Annotated in this window: 16 protein-coding genes; 15 read left to right on the plus strand and 1 reads right to left on the minus strand. The window is 72.5% G+C overall.

The annotated features are described in order from the left end of the window. Positions 1-128: 128 nt before the first annotated feature. The gene (locus tag IE329_RS38600) at positions 129-971 is read left to right on the plus strand and encodes a thioesterase family protein (protein ID WP_190215750.1); all 843 of its coding nucleotides are present in this window, start codon (positions 129-131) and stop codon (positions 969-971) included. Between the two features lie 297 nt (positions 972-1,268). Then, the gene (locus IE329_RS38605) at positions 1,269-2,216 is read left to right on the plus strand and encodes a hypothetical protein (protein WP_190215751.1); all 948 of its coding nucleotides are present in this window, start codon (positions 1,269-1,271) and stop codon (positions 2,214-2,216) included. Positions 2,217-2,398: 182 nt separating this feature from the next. On the opposite strand, the gene bldD is transcribed toward IE329_RS38605, so the two are convergent. Then, positions 2,399-2,902, minus strand: coding sequence for a transcriptional regulator BldD (gene bldD / locus IE329_RS38610; protein ID WP_030056198.1), 504 nt, complete (start codon positions 2,900-2,902; stop codon positions 2,399-2,401). A 374-nt stretch (positions 2,903-3,276) separates the two neighbouring features. Between bldD and pyrR the strand changes: the two genes are divergently transcribed. From pyrR to metK, 13 genes are all read left to right on the plus strand, one after another. Beyond that, positions 3,277-3,909: a bifunctional pyr operon transcriptional regulator/uracil phosphoribosyltransferase PyrR gene (gene pyrR, locus IE329_RS38615; protein WP_190215752.1), complete on the plus strand. Its 633-nt coding sequence runs from the start codon at positions 3,277-3,279 to the stop codon at positions 3,907-3,909. Positions 3,910-3,913: 4 nt separating this feature from the next. Continuing rightward, positions 3,914-4,915, plus strand: a complete 1,002-nt coding sequence (locus tag IE329_RS38620) for an aspartate carbamoyltransferase catalytic subunit (RefSeq protein ID WP_190215753.1) — start codon at positions 3,914-3,916, stop codon at positions 4,913-4,915. Positions 4,916-4,941: 26 nt separating this feature from the next. Further along, positions 4,942-6,246, plus strand: a complete 1,305-nt coding sequence (locus IE329_RS38625; RefSeq protein ID WP_190215754.1) for a dihydroorotase — start codon at positions 4,942-4,944, stop codon at positions 6,244-6,246. Next, positions 6,243-6,827: a PH-like domain-containing protein gene (locus IE329_RS38630; RefSeq protein ID WP_190215755.1), complete on the plus strand. Its 585-nt coding sequence runs from the start codon at positions 6,243-6,245 to the stop codon at positions 6,825-6,827. The genes IE329_RS38625 and IE329_RS38630 overlap by 4 nt, the downstream gene beginning before the upstream one ends. Further along, the gene (carA, locus tag IE329_RS38635) at positions 6,824-8,002 is read left to right on the plus strand and encodes a glutamine-hydrolyzing carbamoyl-phosphate synthase small subunit (RefSeq protein ID WP_190215756.1); all 1,179 of its coding nucleotides are present in this window, start codon (positions 6,824-6,826) and stop codon (positions 8,000-8,002) included. Before IE329_RS38630 ends, carA begins: the two co-directional genes overlap by 4 nt. A gap of 3 nt (positions 8,003-8,005) precedes the next feature. Then, positions 8,006-11,314, plus strand: coding sequence for a carbamoyl-phosphate synthase large subunit (carB, locus tag IE329_RS38640; RefSeq protein WP_190215757.1), 3,309 nt, complete (start codon positions 8,006-8,008; stop codon positions 11,312-11,314). Positions 11,315-11,379: 65 nt separating this feature from the next. Next, entirely contained in the window at positions 11,380-12,480 is a 1,101-nt protein-coding gene (locus IE329_RS38645; protein WP_190215758.1) for a quinone-dependent dihydroorotate dehydrogenase, read from the plus strand. A 182-nt stretch (positions 12,481-12,662) separates the two neighbouring features. Further along, positions 12,663-13,496, plus strand: a complete 834-nt coding sequence (gene pyrF / locus IE329_RS38650; protein WP_190215759.1) for an orotidine-5'-phosphate decarboxylase — start codon at positions 12,663-12,665, stop codon at positions 13,494-13,496. Between the two features lie 324 nt (positions 13,497-13,820). Further along, positions 13,821-14,147 carry an integration host factor, actinobacterial type gene (mihF, locus tag IE329_RS38655; protein WP_073921446.1) on the plus strand — a complete coding sequence of 109 codons (327 nt, stop codon included), beginning with the start codon at positions 13,821-13,823 and terminating at the stop codon, positions 14,145-14,147. Positions 14,148-14,219: 72 nt separating this feature from the next. Then, positions 14,220-14,777 (plus strand): guanylate kinase, encoded by a 558-nt coding sequence (gmk, locus tag IE329_RS38660; RefSeq protein WP_190215760.1) that lies wholly within the window; start codon positions 14,220-14,222, stop codon positions 14,775-14,777. 68 nt (positions 14,778-14,845) lie between these two features. After that, a complete protein-coding gene (gene rpoZ / locus IE329_RS38665) occupies positions 14,846-15,112 on the plus strand; it encodes a DNA-directed RNA polymerase subunit omega (RefSeq protein WP_030240625.1) in 267 nt (88 codons plus the stop codon). Between the two features lie 148 nt (positions 15,113-15,260). Beyond that, the gene (gene coaBC / locus IE329_RS38670; protein WP_190215761.1) at positions 15,261-16,484 is read left to right on the plus strand and encodes a bifunctional phosphopantothenoylcysteine decarboxylase/phosphopantothenate--cysteine ligase CoaBC; all 1,224 of its coding nucleotides are present in this window, start codon (positions 15,261-15,263) and stop codon (positions 16,482-16,484) included. A 173-nt stretch (positions 16,485-16,657) separates the two neighbouring features. Then, a complete protein-coding gene (gene metK / locus IE329_RS38675; RefSeq protein WP_190215762.1) occupies positions 16,658-17,881 on the plus strand; it encodes a methionine adenosyltransferase in 1,224 nt (407 codons plus the stop codon). Positions 17,882-17,933: the final 52 nt, after the last annotated feature.

The following is a 17,933-nucleotide window of genomic DNA, read 5'->3' on the forward strand; positions in this document are numbered from 1 at the left end:
CGGACCCGCGAAGGCCGCCGGACCTCCTCGGTCCGGCGGCCTTCGCGCGTTCACCACCGTGGAGTAGGGTCTGCTACTGGCGAGTAACTCACCGGCCAGGCCACTCATCAGCGGAGGGCACAGCACCCATGACCACGGCGATTCGCAGCGAGTTCGACCAGGGCATCGCCCTGACCCCGCGCCCCGGCGGGCCCGGCCGGTACGACGGCGAGCTCGGCGCCGGCTGGCAGATCGGCGGCGGCATCAACGGCGGGCTGCTGCTCGCGGTGGCCGGCCACGCGCTGTCCCTGCAGCACCCCGGGCACCCCGACCCGATGTCGATCAGCGGGTACTACCTCTCGGCCTCGCGGCCCGGCCCGGTCACCGTCGGCACCGAGGTGATCCGCGGCGGCCGCAGCCTCTCCACCGGCACCGCCTCGCTGAGCCAGACCGACGAGCAGGGCCGCTCCGTCGAGCGGCTGCGGGTGCTCGCCAGCTTCGGCGACCTCGGCGCGGCCGAGGGCGAGGTGCACACCAGCGCCGAGCCGCCGCGGCTGCCGCCGCCGGACCAGTGCATCGGGATGGAGCACGCGCCCCCGCAGCTGATCGAACAGGCCGCCCTGCTGGAGCGGTTCGACCTGCGGCTCGACCCCGCCACGGTCGGCTGGGCGCTCGGGCAGCCGTCGAGGAACGGCCGGATCCAGGGCTGGTTCAGACTCGCGGACGGCCGCGACCCCGACCCGCTGCTGCTCCTGCTGGTCGCCGACGCCCTGCCGCCGGTCACCTTCGACCTGGGGATGCCCGGCTGGGCGCCGACCGTCGAGCTGACGGTCCACCTGCGGGCCCGCCCCGTCCCCGGCTGGCTGCGGGTCGTCCACTCCACCCGCAACCTGGCCGGCGGCTACTTCGAGGAGGACGCCGAGATCTGGGACGAGTCCGGCCGGCTGGTCGCGCAGTCCCGGCAGCTCGCCCGGGCTCCGCGCCCCGCGTAGCCCGCCGGACGCCCGCGCGTTCCCTCCGTCCGCGCGCCGCGTGCCGCGGCCCGTTCCTCGCGCGGTCCGGCCCGCCCGCCCCGGCGCCCCGCTCCACGCGCCCGCGTGCGGGGCGCCCGTACCGGGGCGGGCGGGCCGTCGCGCCCCGGCGCGCGGTGGTGGAAGCCGGGCGTGGCCGAGGTCTCACTGTTGGTTACAGGGCTGTGACACGCCGTGCGTGTGCGACTGCTGAGGGTGGGGAGGAAGAGGGTGTCGGCACCCCCGCCGCCCCGATTCCCCCGCCCCCAGGAGCCCCCGATGCCCCGCAACGGCCGCCCCCGCCGCACCGCACCCCCCTCCTGCCGGCTGCCGGCCCGGGGGCACCTGCCGGCCGCCCGCGCCGCCGAGCAGGCCCTGCCGGCCGGCCGGGGGACGCGCCCGGGGGACGCGCCGGAGCCCGGGCGGCGCAGCGAACAGGCCTTCATCACCGGCATCCTGACCAGCCGTGAGGACTTCGAGCGGGCCCGCGCCTGGGGCGTGGCCGACGCGGCCGACTACGACGACTACCTGCTGGACACCGCGGAGCTGCTCACCGAGGCGCACCGCACCTTCGAGGTGGTCCGGGCCAGGATGTTCCACCCGGTCGACTTCGAGGAGTTCTGCCTGCTGCACCGGCTGGACCCGGCCGAGCCCGCCGCCCGGGACCGCTACCTGGTGAACCCGCCGCTGCAGACCCAGCTGCTGCCGTACCAGGGCGAGGACCTCGCGGGGGACTTCGTCCCGCGGCTGGTCCGGGCCCGCGAGAGCGGCCTGACGCTGCGCCACGTCGACCTGTTGCTGGACGGCGGCCTCTACGGCCGGGAGCAGCGCCGGGTCCGGGACGCCTACCAGCGCGGCGCCGAGGTGCTGCGCCGGATCCTGGTCGGCGCCGGCTTCGGGGTGTACGAGTTCCGCTGCACGGTGGAGGCGCCGGGCGGGCGGCTGGAGGCGGCGGCCCGGGTCCTGCACTGGGAGGACGGCGTGGTGCGGATCAACGACGAGGACCTGGACCTGGTCTGCGCCGTGCTCTGCGCGGGGCTGGCCCGCGAGCTGCCGGGCGCCGCCCTGCTGCACGGCTCGCAGGGGGCGGCCGCCGACTGCGGGGAGTACCGGGAGGTGGCCTGGGCCTGGGGGAGCGGCGGCCAGGACTGGACGCCGGCCCCCGGCGCGGCCGTGCTGTCCGGCATCGCGGCGGCGCCGGGCTACAGCCTCGGCACGGTGTGCTGAGCCGCGGGCGGCCGCCGGGGCGGGGCACCGCCGCGCGGAGCCGTCCGGGGGCGGCGGCCCGGACGCACCGGCCCCCGGGGCCGGGCGCCCGGGGGCGCGGCGGGCCCGGGAACGCCGACGGCGCGGCGCCCCCGGCGAACCGGGCGGGCACCGCGCCGTGACGTTTCTGCAGGCGGGGAGCGTCAGCTCGCGTCCTCCTCGCGCACCGCCCGGCGCGCGTCGGGGTTCAGCACGCCCCAGGAGATCAGCTGCTCGGTGAGGATCGACGGCGACTGGTCGTAGATCACGGCCAGCGTGCGCAGGTCGTCCTGGCGGATCGAGAGCACCTTGCCGTTGTAGTCGCCGCGCTGGCTCTGGATGGTCGCCGCGTAGCGCTGCAGCGGACCGGCCTTCTCCGACGGCACCTGGGTCAGTCTCTCCAGGTCGAGGACCAGGCGCGGGGGCGGCTCGGCCGCGCCGCCCGGAGTCCCGCCGGGCAGCAGCTCCTGGACCGGGACGCCGTAGAACTCCGCCAGCTCGGCCAGCCGCTGCACGGTGACCGCGCGGTCGCCGCGCTCGTACGAACCGACGACGACTGCCTTCCAGCGCCCCTGGGACTTCTCCTCGACACCGTGCAGGGAGAGACCCTGCTGAGTGCGGATCGCTCGGAGCTTGCCCCCGAGTTGCTTCGCGTAGTCGCTGGACATTGGTCTCCCCGGACGAGATTGCTTCGCGTTGAGTGGTGAGCCACGACCGGCCGCCGGCTGTGCGGCCGACAACTGCCCGGCACGCCCTACCGGTGGGTTCGACGTGCGTCTCGTAACTCACTGTGAGGTTACGTAGAGTGAGGTATCTGCGTCAAGCCGAATGGGGCAGTCGTGCGAATGGCTCGCGTCCGGAGCATGAACCACGCCGGTGCGCGGTGGTTGACCTGCGGTGTCGCGAAGCGGAGCGAACCACCACCGGATCGCCGCCGAACACGCTGTTAGGATGGCCCAGGCTTCCGCCGCGACCGGGGAGGCCCTACCAGACATCCTTTAATGGCCCGTCCTGTGAGGCGGGGAAGGAGGTCGGCTTCGGCATGACCACAGTGAGAGATTCATCGTCCGCACCGCGCCCGCCGCACCAGGTGCTCGACGGCACCGACATCGCCCGGGTGGTGACCCGGATCGCCCACGAGATCGTGGAGCGCGCGAAGGGCGCCGAGGACGTCGTCCTGCTCGGCATCCACACCCGCGGCGTCCACCTGGCCCGCCGGCTGCACGCCAGGCTCACCCAGATCACCGGGCGCGAGATCCCGCTCGGCACCCTGGACATCACGATGTACCGGGACGACCTGCGGCTGAAGCCCGCCCGCGCCCTGGAGCACACCGAGATCCCGACCGGCGGCATCGACGGCAAGCTCGTCATCCTGATCGACGACGTGCTCTTCTCCGGCCGGACCATCCGCGCCGCGCTCGACGCGCTCAGCGACATCGGCCGCCCGCGCGCCGTCCAGCTGGCCGTCCTGGTCGACCGCGGCCACCGCGAGCTGCCGATCCGCGCCGACTACGTGGGCAAGAACCTGCCCACCTCGCTGCGCGAGGCCGTCCAGGTCCAGCTGTCCGACACCGACGGCCGGGACGCCGTCCTGGTCGGCGACCGCGACTACGCGGCCCGCTCCTCGCAGGCCCTCGCCGCCCAGCCGCCCGCCGACCAGCCCCTCCCGGAGTAATCGCGTGAAGCGCCACCTCGTCTCCGCCGCCGACCTCACCCGCGACGACGCGCTGCTGATCCTGGACACCGCCGAGGAGCTGGCCCAGCTCTCCGGCCGGGCCGTGAAGAAGCTGCCCACCCTGCGCGGGCGCACCGTCGTCAACCTCTTCTTCGAGGACTCGACCCGCACCAAGACCTCCTTCGAGGTCGCCGAGAAGCGGCTCTCCGCCGACGTCATCAACTTCTCCGCCAAGGGCTCCTCGGTCTCCAAGGGCGAGAGCCTCAAGGACACCGCGCTGACCCTGCAGGCGATGGGCGCCGACGCGGTGGTCATCCGCCACCACGCGTCCGGCGCGCCGGCCCGCCTCGCGCAGTCCGACTGGCTGCACGGCAGCGTCATCAACGCCGGTGACGGCACCCACGAGCACCCCACCCAGGCACTGCTCGACGCCTTCACCATGCGCCGCCACCTCAACGCCGGCACCGGCAAGGACCTCGCGGGGCGGCGGATCACCATCGTCGGCGACATCCTGCACAGCCGGGTGGCCCGCTCCAACGTGCACCTGCTCACCACCCTCGGCGCCCAGGTCACCTTCGTCGCACCGCCGACGCTGGTGCCGATCGGCATCGAGAACTGGCCCTGCGAGGTCAGCTACGACCTGGAGAGCGTGCTGCCCAAGACCGACGCGCTGATGATGCTCCGGGTGCAGCGCGAGCGGATGAACGCCGCCTTCTTCCCCACCGAGCGGGAGTACTCCCGCCGCTACGGCCTGGACGGCGCCCGCCTCGCGCAGCTGCCCGAGCACGCGATCGTGATGCACCCCGGCCCGATGGTCCGCGGCATGGAGATCACCGCCGAGGTGGCCGACTCCCCGCGGTGCACCGTGGTCGAGCAGGTCGCCAACGGCGTCTCCGTCCGGATGGCCGTCCTGTACCTCCTGCTCGGCGGGGCCGTCTTCGCCGACGGGGCCGCCGAGCCCGCCCGCTCCGAAGCCCGTACCGACTCCAGTGAGGCCGCTCTGTGAGCGCGGCCGGCGAGGGAACCGACACCATGGTCAGCTACCTGATCCGCAACGCCCAGATCCTCGACGGTGCCCAGCAGGACATCCACATCGCCGACGGCCTGATCCGGGCGATCGGCACCGGCCTGGACGTCGAGGCCGACATCGACATCGACGCCCACGGCCTGGTCGTCCTGCCCGGCCTGGTCGACCTGCACACCCACCTGCGCGAGCCCGGCCGCGAGGACGCCGAGACGGTGCTCACCGGCACCCAGGCGGCGGCCAAGGGCGGCTTCACCGCCGTCCACGCGATGGCCAACACCTTCCCCGTGGCGGACACCGCCGGCGTGGTGGAGCAGGTCTGGCGGCTCGGCCAGGAGTCCGGCTACTGCGACGTGCAGCCGGTCGGCGCCGTCACCGTCGGCCTGGAGGGCAAGAAGCTCGCCGAGCTCGGCGCGATGCACGACTCGGCCGCCGGCGTCCGGGTCTTCTCCGACGACGGCAAGTGCGTCGACGACGCGGTCATCATGCGCCGCGCCCTGGAGTACGTGAAGGCCTTCGACGGCGTCGTCGCCCAGCACGCCCAGGAGCCCCGGCTCACCGAGGGCGCCCAGATGAACGAGGGGCAGGTCTCCGGCGAGCTCGGCCTCGGCGGCTGGCCGGCCGTCGCGGAGGAGGCGATCATCGCCCGCGACGTGCTGCTCGCCGCGCACGTCGGCTCCCGCCTGCACGTCTGCCACGTCTCCACGGCCGGCTCGGTGGAGATCATCCGCTGGGCCAAGCAGAAGGGCTGGAACGTCACCGCCGAGGTGACCCCGCACCACCTGCTGCTCACCGACGAGCTGGTCCGCAGCTACGACCCGGTCTACAAGGTCAACCCGCCGCTGCGCACCGAGGCCGACGTGCTGGCCCTGCGCAAGGCGCTCGCCGACGGCACCATCGACGCCGTCGCCACCGACCACGCGCCGCACCCGGCCGAGGACAAGGACTGCGAGTGGGCGGTCGCCGCGATGGGCATGGTCGGCCTGGAGACCGCGCTGTCGGTCGTCCAGCAGACCATGGTCGACACCGGCCTGCTCAAGTGGGAGGGCGTCGCCGACCGCATGTCGCACCGCCCGGCGCGGATCGGCCGGCTCCCCGGACACGGCCGCCCCGTCTCGGTCGGTGAGCCGGCCAACCTGGTGCTCTTCGATCCCGCGTACCGTGGGACCGTGAACCCCGACAGCTTCGCCACCCGCAGCCGAAACACCCCCTACCGTGGCCTTGACCTGCCGGGACGGGTGCACGCCACCTTCCTGCGCGGGGTCGCCACGGTCCTGGCCGGCGAGCTGGTCGAGCGCGGCGGGCTCGCGTGAGCGGCCCGACCACGACGGCCCTCACCCTGCTCGCCCAGGAGAAGGCCAGGGTCACCGACTGGCCGTCCTACATCGGCTGGGCCGTCGGCCTGCTGATCGTGATCGGCCTGGTCTACTGGCTGATGCGCCAGGGCTGGAACTGGCGCCGCACCCTGCAGTCCGGCCTGCCCGCGCTGCCCGCCGTGCCGGCGGGCGCCGGTCCGGTCATCCTGGAGACCAGCGGCCGCTACCACGGCACCACCACCGCCGGGAACTGGCTGGACCGGGTCGTGGCCCACGGCCTCGGCACCCGCAGCCGCGCCGACCTGACCCTCGGCGAGCGGGGCCTGCTGGTCCTGCGCCCCGGTGACGTGGACCTCTGGATCCCGGCCGAGCAGCTGACCGGCGCCCGGACGGACTCCGGCATCGCCGGCAAGGTCGTCCCGGCCGGACTGCTGGTCGTCACCTGGAGCCTGGAGGGCACCGCCCTGGACTCCGGGTTCCGGGCCGAGCACCCGGACGAACACGCCGCCTGGGTCGAGGCGGTCAACGAACTCGCAACACGTACGACGAAGACGAAGACGGAAGAGGCCGCCACATGACCGCACCTGCCCCCACCACGCTGCGCTTGAGGCGGGAGCGAGTGCCCGCCGTCCTCGTCCTGGAGGACGGCCGGAGCTTCCACGGCCAGGCCTACGGCGCGGTCGGCGAGACCTTCGGCGAGGCGGTCTTCAACACCGGCATGTCCGGCTACCAGGAGACCCTCACCGACCCCTCGTACCACCGCCAGGTGGTCGTGATGACCGCCCCGCAGATCGGCAACACCGGCTGGAACGACGAGGACGACGAGTCCCGGCGGATCTGGGTCGCCGGTTTCGTCGTCCGCGACCCCGCCCGGACGCCGTCCAACTGGCGCTCGCTGCGCCCGCTGGACGAGGAGCTGACCACCCAGGGCGTCGTCGGGATCAGCGGCATCGACACCCGCGCCCTCACCCGCCACCTGCGCGAGCGCGGCGCGATGCGGGTCGGGATCTTCTCCGGCCCGGCGCTCGCCGACGAGGCGACCCTGCTCTCCCGGGTGCTGCAGGCCCCCGAGATGAAGGGCGCGGACCTCTGCGCCGAGGTCGCCACCACCGAGCCGTACATCGTGCCGGCCGTGGGCGGGAAGCGCTTCACCGTCGCCGCCGTGGACCTCGGCATCAAGGCGATGACCCCGCAGCGGATGGCCGAGCGCGGCATCGAGGTGCACGTGCTGCCGGCGAACTCCACCGTCGAGGACATCTACGCGGTGAACCCGGACGGCGTGTTCTTCTCCAACGGCCCGGGCGACCCGGCCACCGCCGACCACCAGGTCGCGGTGATGCAGGGCGTGCTGGAGCGGAAGACCCCGCTGTTCGGCATCTGCTTCGGCAACCAGATCCTCGGCCGCGCGCTGGGCTTCGGCACCTACAAGCTGAAGTACGGCCACCGGGGCATCAACCAGCCCGTCCAGGACCGCACCACCGGCAAGGTGGAGGTCACCGCGCACAACCACGGCTTCGCCGTGAACGCGCCGCTGGACAAGGTCAGCGACACCCCGTACGGGCGCGCCGAGGTCTCCCACGTCTGCCTGAACGACGACGTGGTCGAGGGCCTGCAGTGCCTGGACACGCCCGCCTTCAGCGTCCAGTACCACCCGGAGGCCGCCGCGGGCCCGCACGACGCCGCGTACCTCTTCGACCGCTTTGTCGACTTGATGGCCGGCGCCCCGGCCGCTCGCACCACCGCAGGGAGCTGACCCGTGCCCAAGCGCACCGACATCAAGTCCGTCCTGGTGATCGGCTCCGGCCCGATCGTCATCGGCCAGGCCGCCGAGTTCGACTACTCCGGCACCCAGGCCTGCCGCGTGCTGCGGTCCGAGGGCCTGCGGGTCGTCCTGGTCAACTCCAACCCGGCCACGATCATGACCGACCCGGAGATCGCCGACGCCACCTACGTCGAGCCGATCACCCCGGAGTTCGTCGAGAAGATCATCGCCAAGGAGCGCCCCGACGTCCTGCTGCCGACCCTCGGCGGCCAGACCGCGCTCAACACCGCCATCTCGCTGCACGAGAACGGCACCCTCGACAAGTACGGCGTGGAGCTGATCGGCGCCAACGTCGAGGCGATCCACAAGGGCGAGGACCGCCAGCTCTTCAAGGGCGTGGTCGAGGCGGTCAACGCCAAGATCGGCCACGGCGAGTCCGCCCGCTCGGTGATCTGCCACACCATGGACGAGATCATCGCCGGCGTCGACACCCTCGGCGGCTACCCCGTCGTCGTCCGCCCCTCCTTCACCATGGGCGGCGCCGGCTCCGGCTTCGCCCACGACGAGGAGGACCTGCGCCGGATCGCCGGCCAGGGCCTGGCCCTCTCGCCGACCACCGAGGTGCTCCTGGAGGAGTCCATCCTCGGCTGGAAGGAGTACGAGCTGGAGCTGATGCGCGACAAGAGCGACAACGTCGTGGTCGTCTGCTCGATCGAGAACTTCGACCCGATGGGCGTGCACACCGGCGACTCCATCACCGTCGCCCCGGCGATGACCCTCACCGACCGCGAGTACCAGACGCTCCGCGACATCGGCATCGCGATCATCCGCGAGGTCGGCGTCGACACCGGCGGCTGCAACATCCAGTTCGCGATCAACCCGGCCGACGGCCGGATCATCGTGATCGAGATGAACCCGCGCGTCTCCCGCTCCTCGGCGCTGGCCTCCAAGGCCACCGGCTTCCCGATCGCCAAGATCGCCGCCAAGCTGGCCGTCGGCTACACGCTCGACGAGATCCCCAACGACATCACCGAGCAGACCCCGGCCTCCTTCGAGCCGACCCTCGACTACGTCGTGGTGAAGGTCCCGCGCTTCGCCTTCGAGAAGTTCCCGTCGGCCGACGCCACCCTGACCACCACCATGAAGTCGGTCGGCGAGGCCATGGCCATGGGCCGCAACTTCCCCGAGGCGCTCAACAAGGCGCTCCGCTCGCTGGAGAAGAAGGGCTCGCAGTTCTCCTGGGCGGGCGAGCCCGGCGACAAGGACGCGCTGCTCACCAAGGCGCAGGTGCCCACCGACGGCCGGATCAACACCGTCATGGAGGCCATCCGGGCCGGCGCCACCCAGGAGGAGGTGTTCGAGTCCACGAAGATCGACCCGTGGTTCGTCGACCAGCTCTTCCTGCTGGACGAGATCGCCGCCGAGCTGGCGCAGGCCGAGAAGCTCACCCCGGAGCTGCTGCGGCACGCCAAGCGGCACGGCTTCTCCGACCAGCAGGTCGGCGAGATCCGCGACCTGAAGCCGGACGTGGTGCGCGAGGTGCGGCACGCGCTGGGCATCCGCCCGGTCTTCAAGACCGTGGACACCTGCGCCGCCGAGTTCGCCGCCAAGACCCCGTACTTCTACTCGTCCTACGACGAGGAGAGCGAGGTCGCGCCGCGCACCAAGCCCGCCGTGATCATCCTCGGCTCGGGCCCCAACCGGATCGGCCAGGGCATCGAGTTCGACTACTCCTGCGTGCACGCCTCCTTCGCGCTCTCCGAGGCCGGGTACGAGACCGTCATGGTCAACTGCAACCCGGAGACCGTCTCCACCGACTACGACACCTCCGACCGGCTCTACTTCGAGCCGCTCACCCTGGAGGACGTGCTGGAGATCGTCCACGCCGAGAAGCAGGCGGGCCCGCTGGCCGGCGTCATCGTCCAGCTCGGCGGCCAGACCCCGCTCGGCCTGGCCCAGGCGCTCAAGGACAACGGCGTGCCGATCGTCGGCACCCAGCCCGAGGCGATCGACCTGGCCGAGGAGCGCGGCGCCTTCGGCCGGGTCCTCAAGGAGGCCGGCCTGCCGGCCCCCAAGCACGGCACCGCCTTCTCCTTCGACGAGGCCAAGGCCATCGCCGACGAGATCGGCTACCCCGTGCTGGCCCGCCCGTCCTACGTGCTCGGCGGCCGCGGCATGGAGATCGTCTACGACGAGCCCTCGCTGGCCTCCTACCTGGAGCGGCACGCCGGCCTGATCTCCGAGCACCCGGTGCTCATCGACCGCTTCCTCGACGACGCGGTGGAGATCGACGTCGACGCGCTCTACGACGGCACCGAGCTCTACCTCGGCGGCGTCATGGAGCACATCGAGGAGGCCGGCATCCACTCCGGCGACTCCGCCTGCGCGCTGCCCCCGATCACCCTCGGCGGCTACGACATCAAGCGCCTGCGCACCTCCACCGAGGGCATCGCCAAGGGCGTCGGCGTCCGCGGCCTGATCAACATCCAGTTCGCGCTCTCCGGCGACATCCTCTACGTCCTGGAGGCCAACCCGCGCGCCTCCCGCACGGTGCCGTTCACCTCCAAGGCCACGGCCGTGCCGCTGGCCAAGGCCGCCGCCCGGATCTCGCTCGGCGCCACCATCGCCGAGCTGCGCGCCGAGGGCATGCTGCCGGCCGAGGGCGACGGCGGCACCCTGCCGGCCGACGCGCCGATCTCCGTCAAGGAGGCCGTGATGCCGTGGAGCCGCTTCCGCGACGTGCACGGCCGCGGCGTCGACACCGTGCTCGGCCCGGAGATGCGCTCCACCGGCGAGGTCATGGGCATCGACAAGGTCTTCGGCACGGCGTACGCCAAGTCGCAGGCCGGTGCCTACGGCGCGCTGCCGACCAAGGGCAAGGTCTTCGTCTCGGTCGCCAACCGCGACAAGCGCAACCTGGTCTTCCCGGCCCGCGCGCTGGTCGAGCTGGGCTTCGAGGTGCTCGCCACCTCCGGCACCGCCGAGGTGCTGCAGCGCGGCGGCATCCCCGCCACCGTGGTGCGCAAGCACAGCGACGGCGAGGGCCCGAACGGCGAGAGGACGATCGTCCAGCTGATCCACGACGGCGAGGTCGACCTCATCATCAACACGCCGTACGGCACCGGCGGGCGCCTCGACGGCTACGAGATCCGCACCGCGGCCGTCTCGCGCGGCGTGCCGTGCCTGACCACCGTCCAGGCGATGGGCGCGGCCGTCCAGGGCATCGACGCGCTGCTGCGCGACGAGGTCGGGGTCATGTCGCTCCAGGAGCACGCCGAGCTGATCAACGCCGGCCGTAAGTAGCACCGCCGAAGTGGGGGGCACCGCGAGTCGGGTGCCCCCCACTTCCATGCCAGGAGGACCACGCTTTGTACAAGACCCTGTTCAACCTCGTCTTCCGGAAGATGGACCCGGAGAAGGCCCACCACCTGGCCTTCTTCTGGATCCGGCTGGCCGCCTCCGTCCCGGGCCTGGGCGTGCTGGTCCGCCTGGTGCTCGCCCCGCGCGACCGCGCGCTGCGCACCACGGCGCTCGGCCTGGACCTGCCCGGCCCGTTCGGCCTCGCGGCGGGCTTCGACAAGGACGGCATCGGCATCGACGGCCTGTCGATGCTCGGCTTCGACTACGTCGAGATCGGCACCGTCACCGGTGAGCCGCAGCCCGGCAACCCGGCGCCCCGGCTGTTCCGGCTGGTCGAGGACCGCGCGCTGATCAACCGGATGGGCTTCAACAACCAGGGCTCGGCCCGGGTGGCGGCCCGGCTGGCGGCCCGCCCGCACACCAGCTCGACCCCGGTGATCGGCGTCAACATCGGCAAGACCAAGGTGGTCGAGGAGGCCGACGCGATCGGCGACTACGTCAAGAGCACCGAGCGCCTCGCCAAGCACGCCGACTACCTGGTGGTCAACGTCAGCTCGCCGAACACCCCCGGGCTGCGGAACCTCCAGGCCGTCTCGCACCTCGGCCCGCTGCTGCACGAGGTCCGCAAGGCCGCCGACCGCTCCACCCCGCACCACGTCCCGCTGCTGGTCAAGATCGCCCCCGACCTGGCCGACGAGGACGTGGACGCGGTCGCCGACCTGGCCCTGGAGCTGGGCCTGGACGGCATCATCGCGACCAACACCACGATCGGCCGGGGCGGCCTGGTGGCCCCCGCCGCGCAGGTCGAGGCGATCGGCATGGGCGGCCTCTCCGGCGCCCCGCTGAAGGAGCGCTCGCTGGAGGTGCTGAAGCGCCTGCGGGCCCGCACCGAGGGCCGGCTGACCATCGTCTCGGTCGGCGGCATCGAGACCGCCGAGGACGCCTGGCAGCGGATCACCGCCGGCGCGGACCTGGTGCAGGGCTACAGCGCCTTCATCTACGAGGGCCCGTTCTGGATGCGCCGCGTTCACAAGGGCCTCTCCGCCCGGCTGCGGGCCGGCGGCTTCCGCACGCTGGCCGAGGCCGTCGGCAGCGCCAAGGAGAGCTGACCCGGGCGCGCGGACGCGTGCGCCGGCCCAGGGGCGTCCGCAGGCCGCCCGGAGCGCCCGGACGTGCGCACCGGGCTCCGGCGGGCCCCCGGCGGCCCGGCCGTCCCGCCGCGCGCCCCGCAGGGCCCGCCCGGCCCGCCGTTCCCGCCCGCCCCACCCTCCCCCTCCCACGAAAGGCCGTCATGACCCTCGCCCCCTTCGGTACCCGCCTGCGGCACGCGCTCGACACCCGCGGCCAGCTCTGCGTCGGCATCGACCCGCACGCCTCCCTGCTCGCCGCCTGGGGGCTCGGTGACGACATCGACGGCCTGGAGACCTTCAGCCGCACCGTGGTCGAGGCGCTCGCCGACCGGGTCGCCGTGCTGAAGCCGCAGGCGGCCTTCTTCGAGCGCTTCGGCAGCAAGGGCGTGGCCGTGCTGGAGCGCTCGGTCGCCGACGCCCGGGCGGCCGGCGCGCTGGTGCTGATGGACGCCAAGCGCGGCGACATCGGCTCCACCATGGCCGCGTACGCGGACGCCTTCCTCTCGCCGTCCAGCCCGCTGTTCTCGGACGCCGTGACGGTCAGCCCCTACCTGGGCTTCGGTTCGCTGCGCCCGGCCCTCGACCTGGCCCGGGCGAACGGCGCCGGGGTGTTCGCGCTGGCGCTGACCTCCAACCCGGAGGGGGCCGAGGTGCAGCGCGCGGTGGGCGCCGGCGGCGAGACGGTGGCGGCCTCGGTGCTGCGCCAGCTCGCGGCCGAGAACGCCGGCGCCGAGCCGCTCGGCTCGTTCGGCGCGGTGGTCGGGGCGACCCTCGCCGACGCGGGGGTGGACCTGGCGGTCAACGGGCCGCTGCTGGCACCCGGGATCGGGGCGCAGGGCGCGACCATGGCGGACCTGCCGCGGGTGTTCGGCGAGTCGGTCCGCAACGTCGTGCCGAGCGTCAGCCGGGACGTGCTCAAGCACGGTCCGTCCGTCCCCGCGCTCCGCGAGGCGGCCCTGCGGTTCGTCGAGGAGTACGCCGCCGCGGTGAAGTGAGCGGGGGTGTCCGGGGCCGGCCGGCGGGGGAGCGGGTGGCGGTCCGGGAGCGCCGGGCGGAAGTGAGCGCCGTCACACTTGCCCGAAGAGGGGTCGGATTCGCGGCTGTTTTGCCCGGAAAAGTCCTGGTCGGCCTTGGCTGACCAGGACTTTTCGTGTTCTTTTCCTGACGTGGCGGCCCAATCCGGGTAGTGTCCGGCGGTAGGTCACCACGGAGCGGCGATTCTCGTCGCTCTCGCAGGTCAGAGCCCTTGGGTTCGCCTGCAGGGGGCTGGTACAACCGTCCTGGCTCATCCCTTCCTTCCACACCCTGAGGTGAACGGCGTGGCTCTTCCGCCCCTTACCCCTGAACAGCGCACAGCAGCGCTCGCCAAGGCCGCCGAGGCTCGGCGGGAGCGCGCCGAGGTGAAGAACCGGCTCAAGCACTCCGGCGCTTCGCTGCACGAGGTCATCAAGGCCGGCAAGGCCGACAACGAGGTCATCGGCAAGATGAAGGTCTCCGCACTGCTGGAGAGCCTGCCCGGTGTCGGCAAGGTGCGCGCCAAGCAGATCATGGAGCGTCTCGGCATCAGCGAGAGCCGCCGTGTGCGCGGCCTCGGTACCAACCAGATCGCTTCGCTGGAGCGGGAGTTCGGCGGCGCCGTCTCCTGACCGCCCACCGGCGAAGCGCATCGACCGTGCCCCGTGGTCTCCGGATCGTCCGCGATCCGGGATAATCGGTGCATGAGTGAGCGTCCGCGGCTGACCGTGCTCTCCGGCCCTTCGGGGGTCGGCAAGAGCACGGTCGTCGCTCATATGAGGAAGCAGCACCCCGAGGTCTGGCTCTCGGTGTCGGTGACCACCCGGCACCCGAGGCCCGGCGAGCAGAACGGGATCCACTACTACTTCGTCGACAACGACGAGTTCGACAAGCTGATCGCCAACGGCGAGCTGCTGGAGTGGGCCGTGTTCGCCGGCAACCGGTACGGCACCCCGCGCGGGGCCGTGCTGGAGAAGCTGGACAACGGGGTGCCCGTCCTGCTGGAGATCGACCTGCAGGGCGCCCGCCAGGTGCGGGAGTCGATGGCGGAGGCACTGCTGCTCTTCCTGGCCCCGCCGAGCTGGGACGAGCTGGTCCGCCGGCTCACCGGCCGGGGCACCGAGCCGCAGGACGTGATCGAGAAGCGGCTGGAAGCGGCCAAGATCGAGCTGGCGGCGGAGTCGGAGTTCGACACGACTCTTGTCAACACCTCGGTCGAGCAGGTAGCGGCCGAGCTGCTAGCCTTGCTCGGTGCAGCCTGATCGCACAGGTCGCTCCGACCCGGTCCGATCAGCATCTTGTCTTTTCCAACCTTTCGGAAGGTTTCAGCGTGTCCTCTTCCATGACCGCGCCCGAGGGCATCATCAACCCGCCGATCGACGAGCTGCTCGAGGCCACCGACTCCAAGTACAGCCTGGTGATCTACGCGGCCAAGCGCGCGCGTCAGATCAACGCGTACTACTCGCAGCTCGGTGAGGGCCTCCTGGAGTACGTCGGCCCGCTGGTCGACACCCACGTGCACGAGAAGCCGCTGTCGATCGCGCTCCGCGAGATCAACGCCGGCATGCTCACCGCCGAGGCGATCGAGGCCGCCTGAGCAGCCTCCCGCTGCCGCACAGCACCATGACAGGGCCCGCCGGACACGCTCCGGCGGGCCCTGTCGTGTGTGCGTGGCGCCACAGTGCGGCCGGGATCTGAAGGGCCGTAGGGTGAGCTGCACCCGAACGGACGGAGAGACAGCCAGCATGAGCGCGACCACGGACCGGACCGACGCCCCGCGCGTCGTCCTCGGTGTCAGCGGCGGCATCGCCGCCTACAAGGCCTGCGAGCTGCTGCGACGGCTGACCGAGTCCGGCCACCAGGTCACCGTGGTGCCCACCGCGGCCGCCCTGCACTTCGTCGGCGAGGCGACCTGGGCCGCCCTCTCCGGCCGCCCGGCCGCCACCGAGACCTGGGAGAGCGTCCACCAGGTGCCGCACGTGCGGATCGGCCAGCAGGCCGACCTGGTCGTGGTCGCCCCGGCCACCGCCGACCTGATGGCCAGGGCCGCCCACGGGCTGGCCGACGACCTGCTCACCAACACCCTGCTCACCGCCCGCTGCCCGGTGGTGTTCGCCCCCGCGATGCACACCGAGATGTGGGAGCACCCGGCCACCCAGGAGAACGTCGCCACCCTGCGCCGCCGGGGCGCGATCGTGCTGGAGCCCGCCGTCGGGCGGCTCACCGGGGTGGACACCGGCAAGGGCCGGCTGCCCGAGCCGTCCGCGATCTTCGAGGCCTGCCGGACGGTGCTGCGCCGCGGCGGCCTCGGCACCGACCTGGCCGGCCGCCACGTGGTGGTCTCGGCCGGCGGCACCCGCGAGCCGCTCGACCCGGTGCGCTTCCTCGGCAACCGCTCCTCCGGCAAGCAGGGCTACGCGCTCGCCGCCACCGCGGCGGCGCGCGGCGCCAGAGTGACATTGGTCTCGGCCAACGCCGAGCTGCCGGACCCGGCCGGGGTGGACGTGGTGCACGTCTCCACCGCGCTGCAGCTGCGCGAGGCCGCGCTGAAGGCCGTGGCGGACGCCGACGCGGTGGTGATGGCGGCCGCCGTCGCCGACTTCCGCCCCGCCGAGTACGTCACCGGCAAGATCAAGAAGGTGGACGGGGTGGAACCCGCACCGGTCGTCCTGGTGCGCAACCCGGACGTCCTCGCCGAGCTGTCCGCCGACCGGGCCCGGCCGGGCCAACTGGTCGTCGGCTTCGCCGCGGAGACCGACGACGTGCTCGCCAACGGCCGGGCCAAGCTCGCCCGCAAGGGCTGCGACCTGCTGGTCGTGAACGAGGTCGGCGAGCGGAAGGGATTCGGCTCGGACCAGAACGAGGCGGTCGTCCTCGGCGCCGACGGCACCGAAACGGCCGTACCGGTCGGACCGAAAGAAGCACTCGCCGACGTGGTCTGGGACCTGGTCGCGGCCCGCCTGGCCTGAGGCCCCGGGCCGTCCGCCGTCCGGCTGGATTCCCCGGCGGCCCGTCTTTTCTGCCGGACAGCAGTCCCACTTGCAGGTACCTGCCCGTTACACTCCAGGAATCAAGTCTTTCCGGATGTCCCCGGTCCGCCGGGGGCCTTCAGTCAGCAGCCGCTGCAACCCCAGGGAGCGCTGTGTCTCGCCGCCTGTTCACCTCGGAGTCCGTCACCGAGGGACACCCCGACAAGATCGCTGACCAGATCAGCGACACCATTCTGGACGCGCTCCTCAAGGAGGACCCCACCTCGCGGGTCGCCGTGGAGACGCTGATCACCACCGGCCAGGTGCACATCGCCGGCGAGGTGACCACGAAGGCGTACGCGCCGATCGCCCAGCTGGTCCGGGACAAGATCCTCGAAATCGGGTACGACAGCTCCAAGAAGGGCTTCGACGGCGCCTCCTGCGGCGTGTCGGTCTCGATCGGCTCGCAGTCGCCCGACATCGCGCAGGGTGTCGACACCGCGTACGAGGCCCGGGTCGAGGGCGCCTCCCAGGGCGACGACTCGGACGACCTCGACAAGCAGGGCGCCGGCGACCAGGGCCTGATGTTCGGCTACGCCTCGGACGAGACCCCCGAGCTGATGCCGCTGCCGATCACGCTGGCGCACCGCCTCTCGAAGCGGCTCTCCGAGGTCCGCAAGAACGGGACCATCCCGTACCTGCGCCCGGACGGCAAGACCCAGGTCACCATCGAGTACGACGGTGACAAGGCCGTCCGCCTCGACACCGTGGTGGTCTCCTCGCAGCACGCCAGCGACATCGACCTGGACTCGCTGCTGACCCCGGACATCCGCGAGTTCGTCGTGGAGCCGGAGCTCAAGGCGCTGGCCGACGAGGGCATCAAGCTGGTGACCGAGGGCTACCGCCTGCTGGTCAACCCGACCGGGCGCTTCGAGATCGGCGGCCCGATGGGCGACGCCGGCCTCACCGGCCGCAAGATCATCATCGACACCTACGGCGGCATGGCCCGCCACGGCGGCGGTGCCTTCTCCGGCAAGGACCCGTCCAAGGTCGACCGCTCCGCCGCCTACGCGATGCGCTGGGTCGCCAAGAACATCGTCGCGGCCGGCCTGGCCACCCGCGCCGAGGTCCAGGTCGCGTACGCGATCGGCAAGGCCGAGCCGGTGGGCCTGTTCGTCGAGACCTTCGGCACCGAGACCGTGCCGGTCCTGAAGATCCAGGAGGCCGTGGTGAAGGTCTTCGACCTGCGCCCGGCCGCGATCATCCGCGACCTGGACCTGCTGCGCCCGATCTACTCGCAGACCGCCGCCTACGGCCACTTCGGCCGTGAGCTGCCGGACTTCACCTGGGAGCGCACCGACCGGGTCGAGCAGCTGAAGCAGGCCGTCCAGGCCTGACCCGCGCCGCACCCGCAGGCGGCGGCCTCCCCCGTTCCACCGGGGGCGGCCG

The organism is Kitasatospora indigofera (assembly GCF_014655955.1).
Taxonomy (GTDB): domain Bacteria; phylum Actinomycetota; class Actinomycetes; order Streptomycetales; family Streptomycetaceae; genus Kitasatospora; species Kitasatospora indigofera.

Coding starts and splice junctions, on each gene's coding strand:
- IE329_RS38600 (WP_190215750.1), top strand. CDS start 129: ATGACCACGGCGATTCGCAGCGAGTTCGACCAGGGCATCGCCCTGACC.
- IE329_RS38605 (WP_190215751.1), top strand. CDS start 1,269: ATGCCCCGCAACGGCCGCCCCCGCCGCACCGCACCCCCCTCCTGCCGG.
- bldD (WP_030056198.1), bottom strand. CDS start 2,902: ATGTCCAGCGACTACGCGAAGCAACTCGGGGGCAAGCTCCGAGCGATC.
- pyrR (WP_190215752.1), top strand. CDS start 3,277: ATGACCACAGTGAGAGATTCATCGTCCGCACCGCGCCCGCCGCACCAG.
- IE329_RS38625 (WP_190215754.1), top strand. CDS start 4,942: ATGGTCAGCTACCTGATCCGCAACGCCCAGATCCTCGACGGTGCCCAG.
- carA (WP_190215756.1), top strand. CDS start 6,824: ATGACCGCACCTGCCCCCACCACGCTGCGCTTGAGGCGGGAGCGAGTG.
- pyrF (WP_190215759.1), top strand. CDS start 12,663: ATGACCCTCGCCCCCTTCGGTACCCGCCTGCGGCACGCGCTCGACACC.
- gmk (WP_190215760.1), top strand. CDS start 14,220: ATGAGTGAGCGTCCGCGGCTGACCGTGCTCTCCGGCCCTTCGGGGGTC.
- coaBC (WP_190215761.1), top strand. CDS start 15,261: ATGAGCGCGACCACGGACCGGACCGACGCCCCGCGCGTCGTCCTCGGT.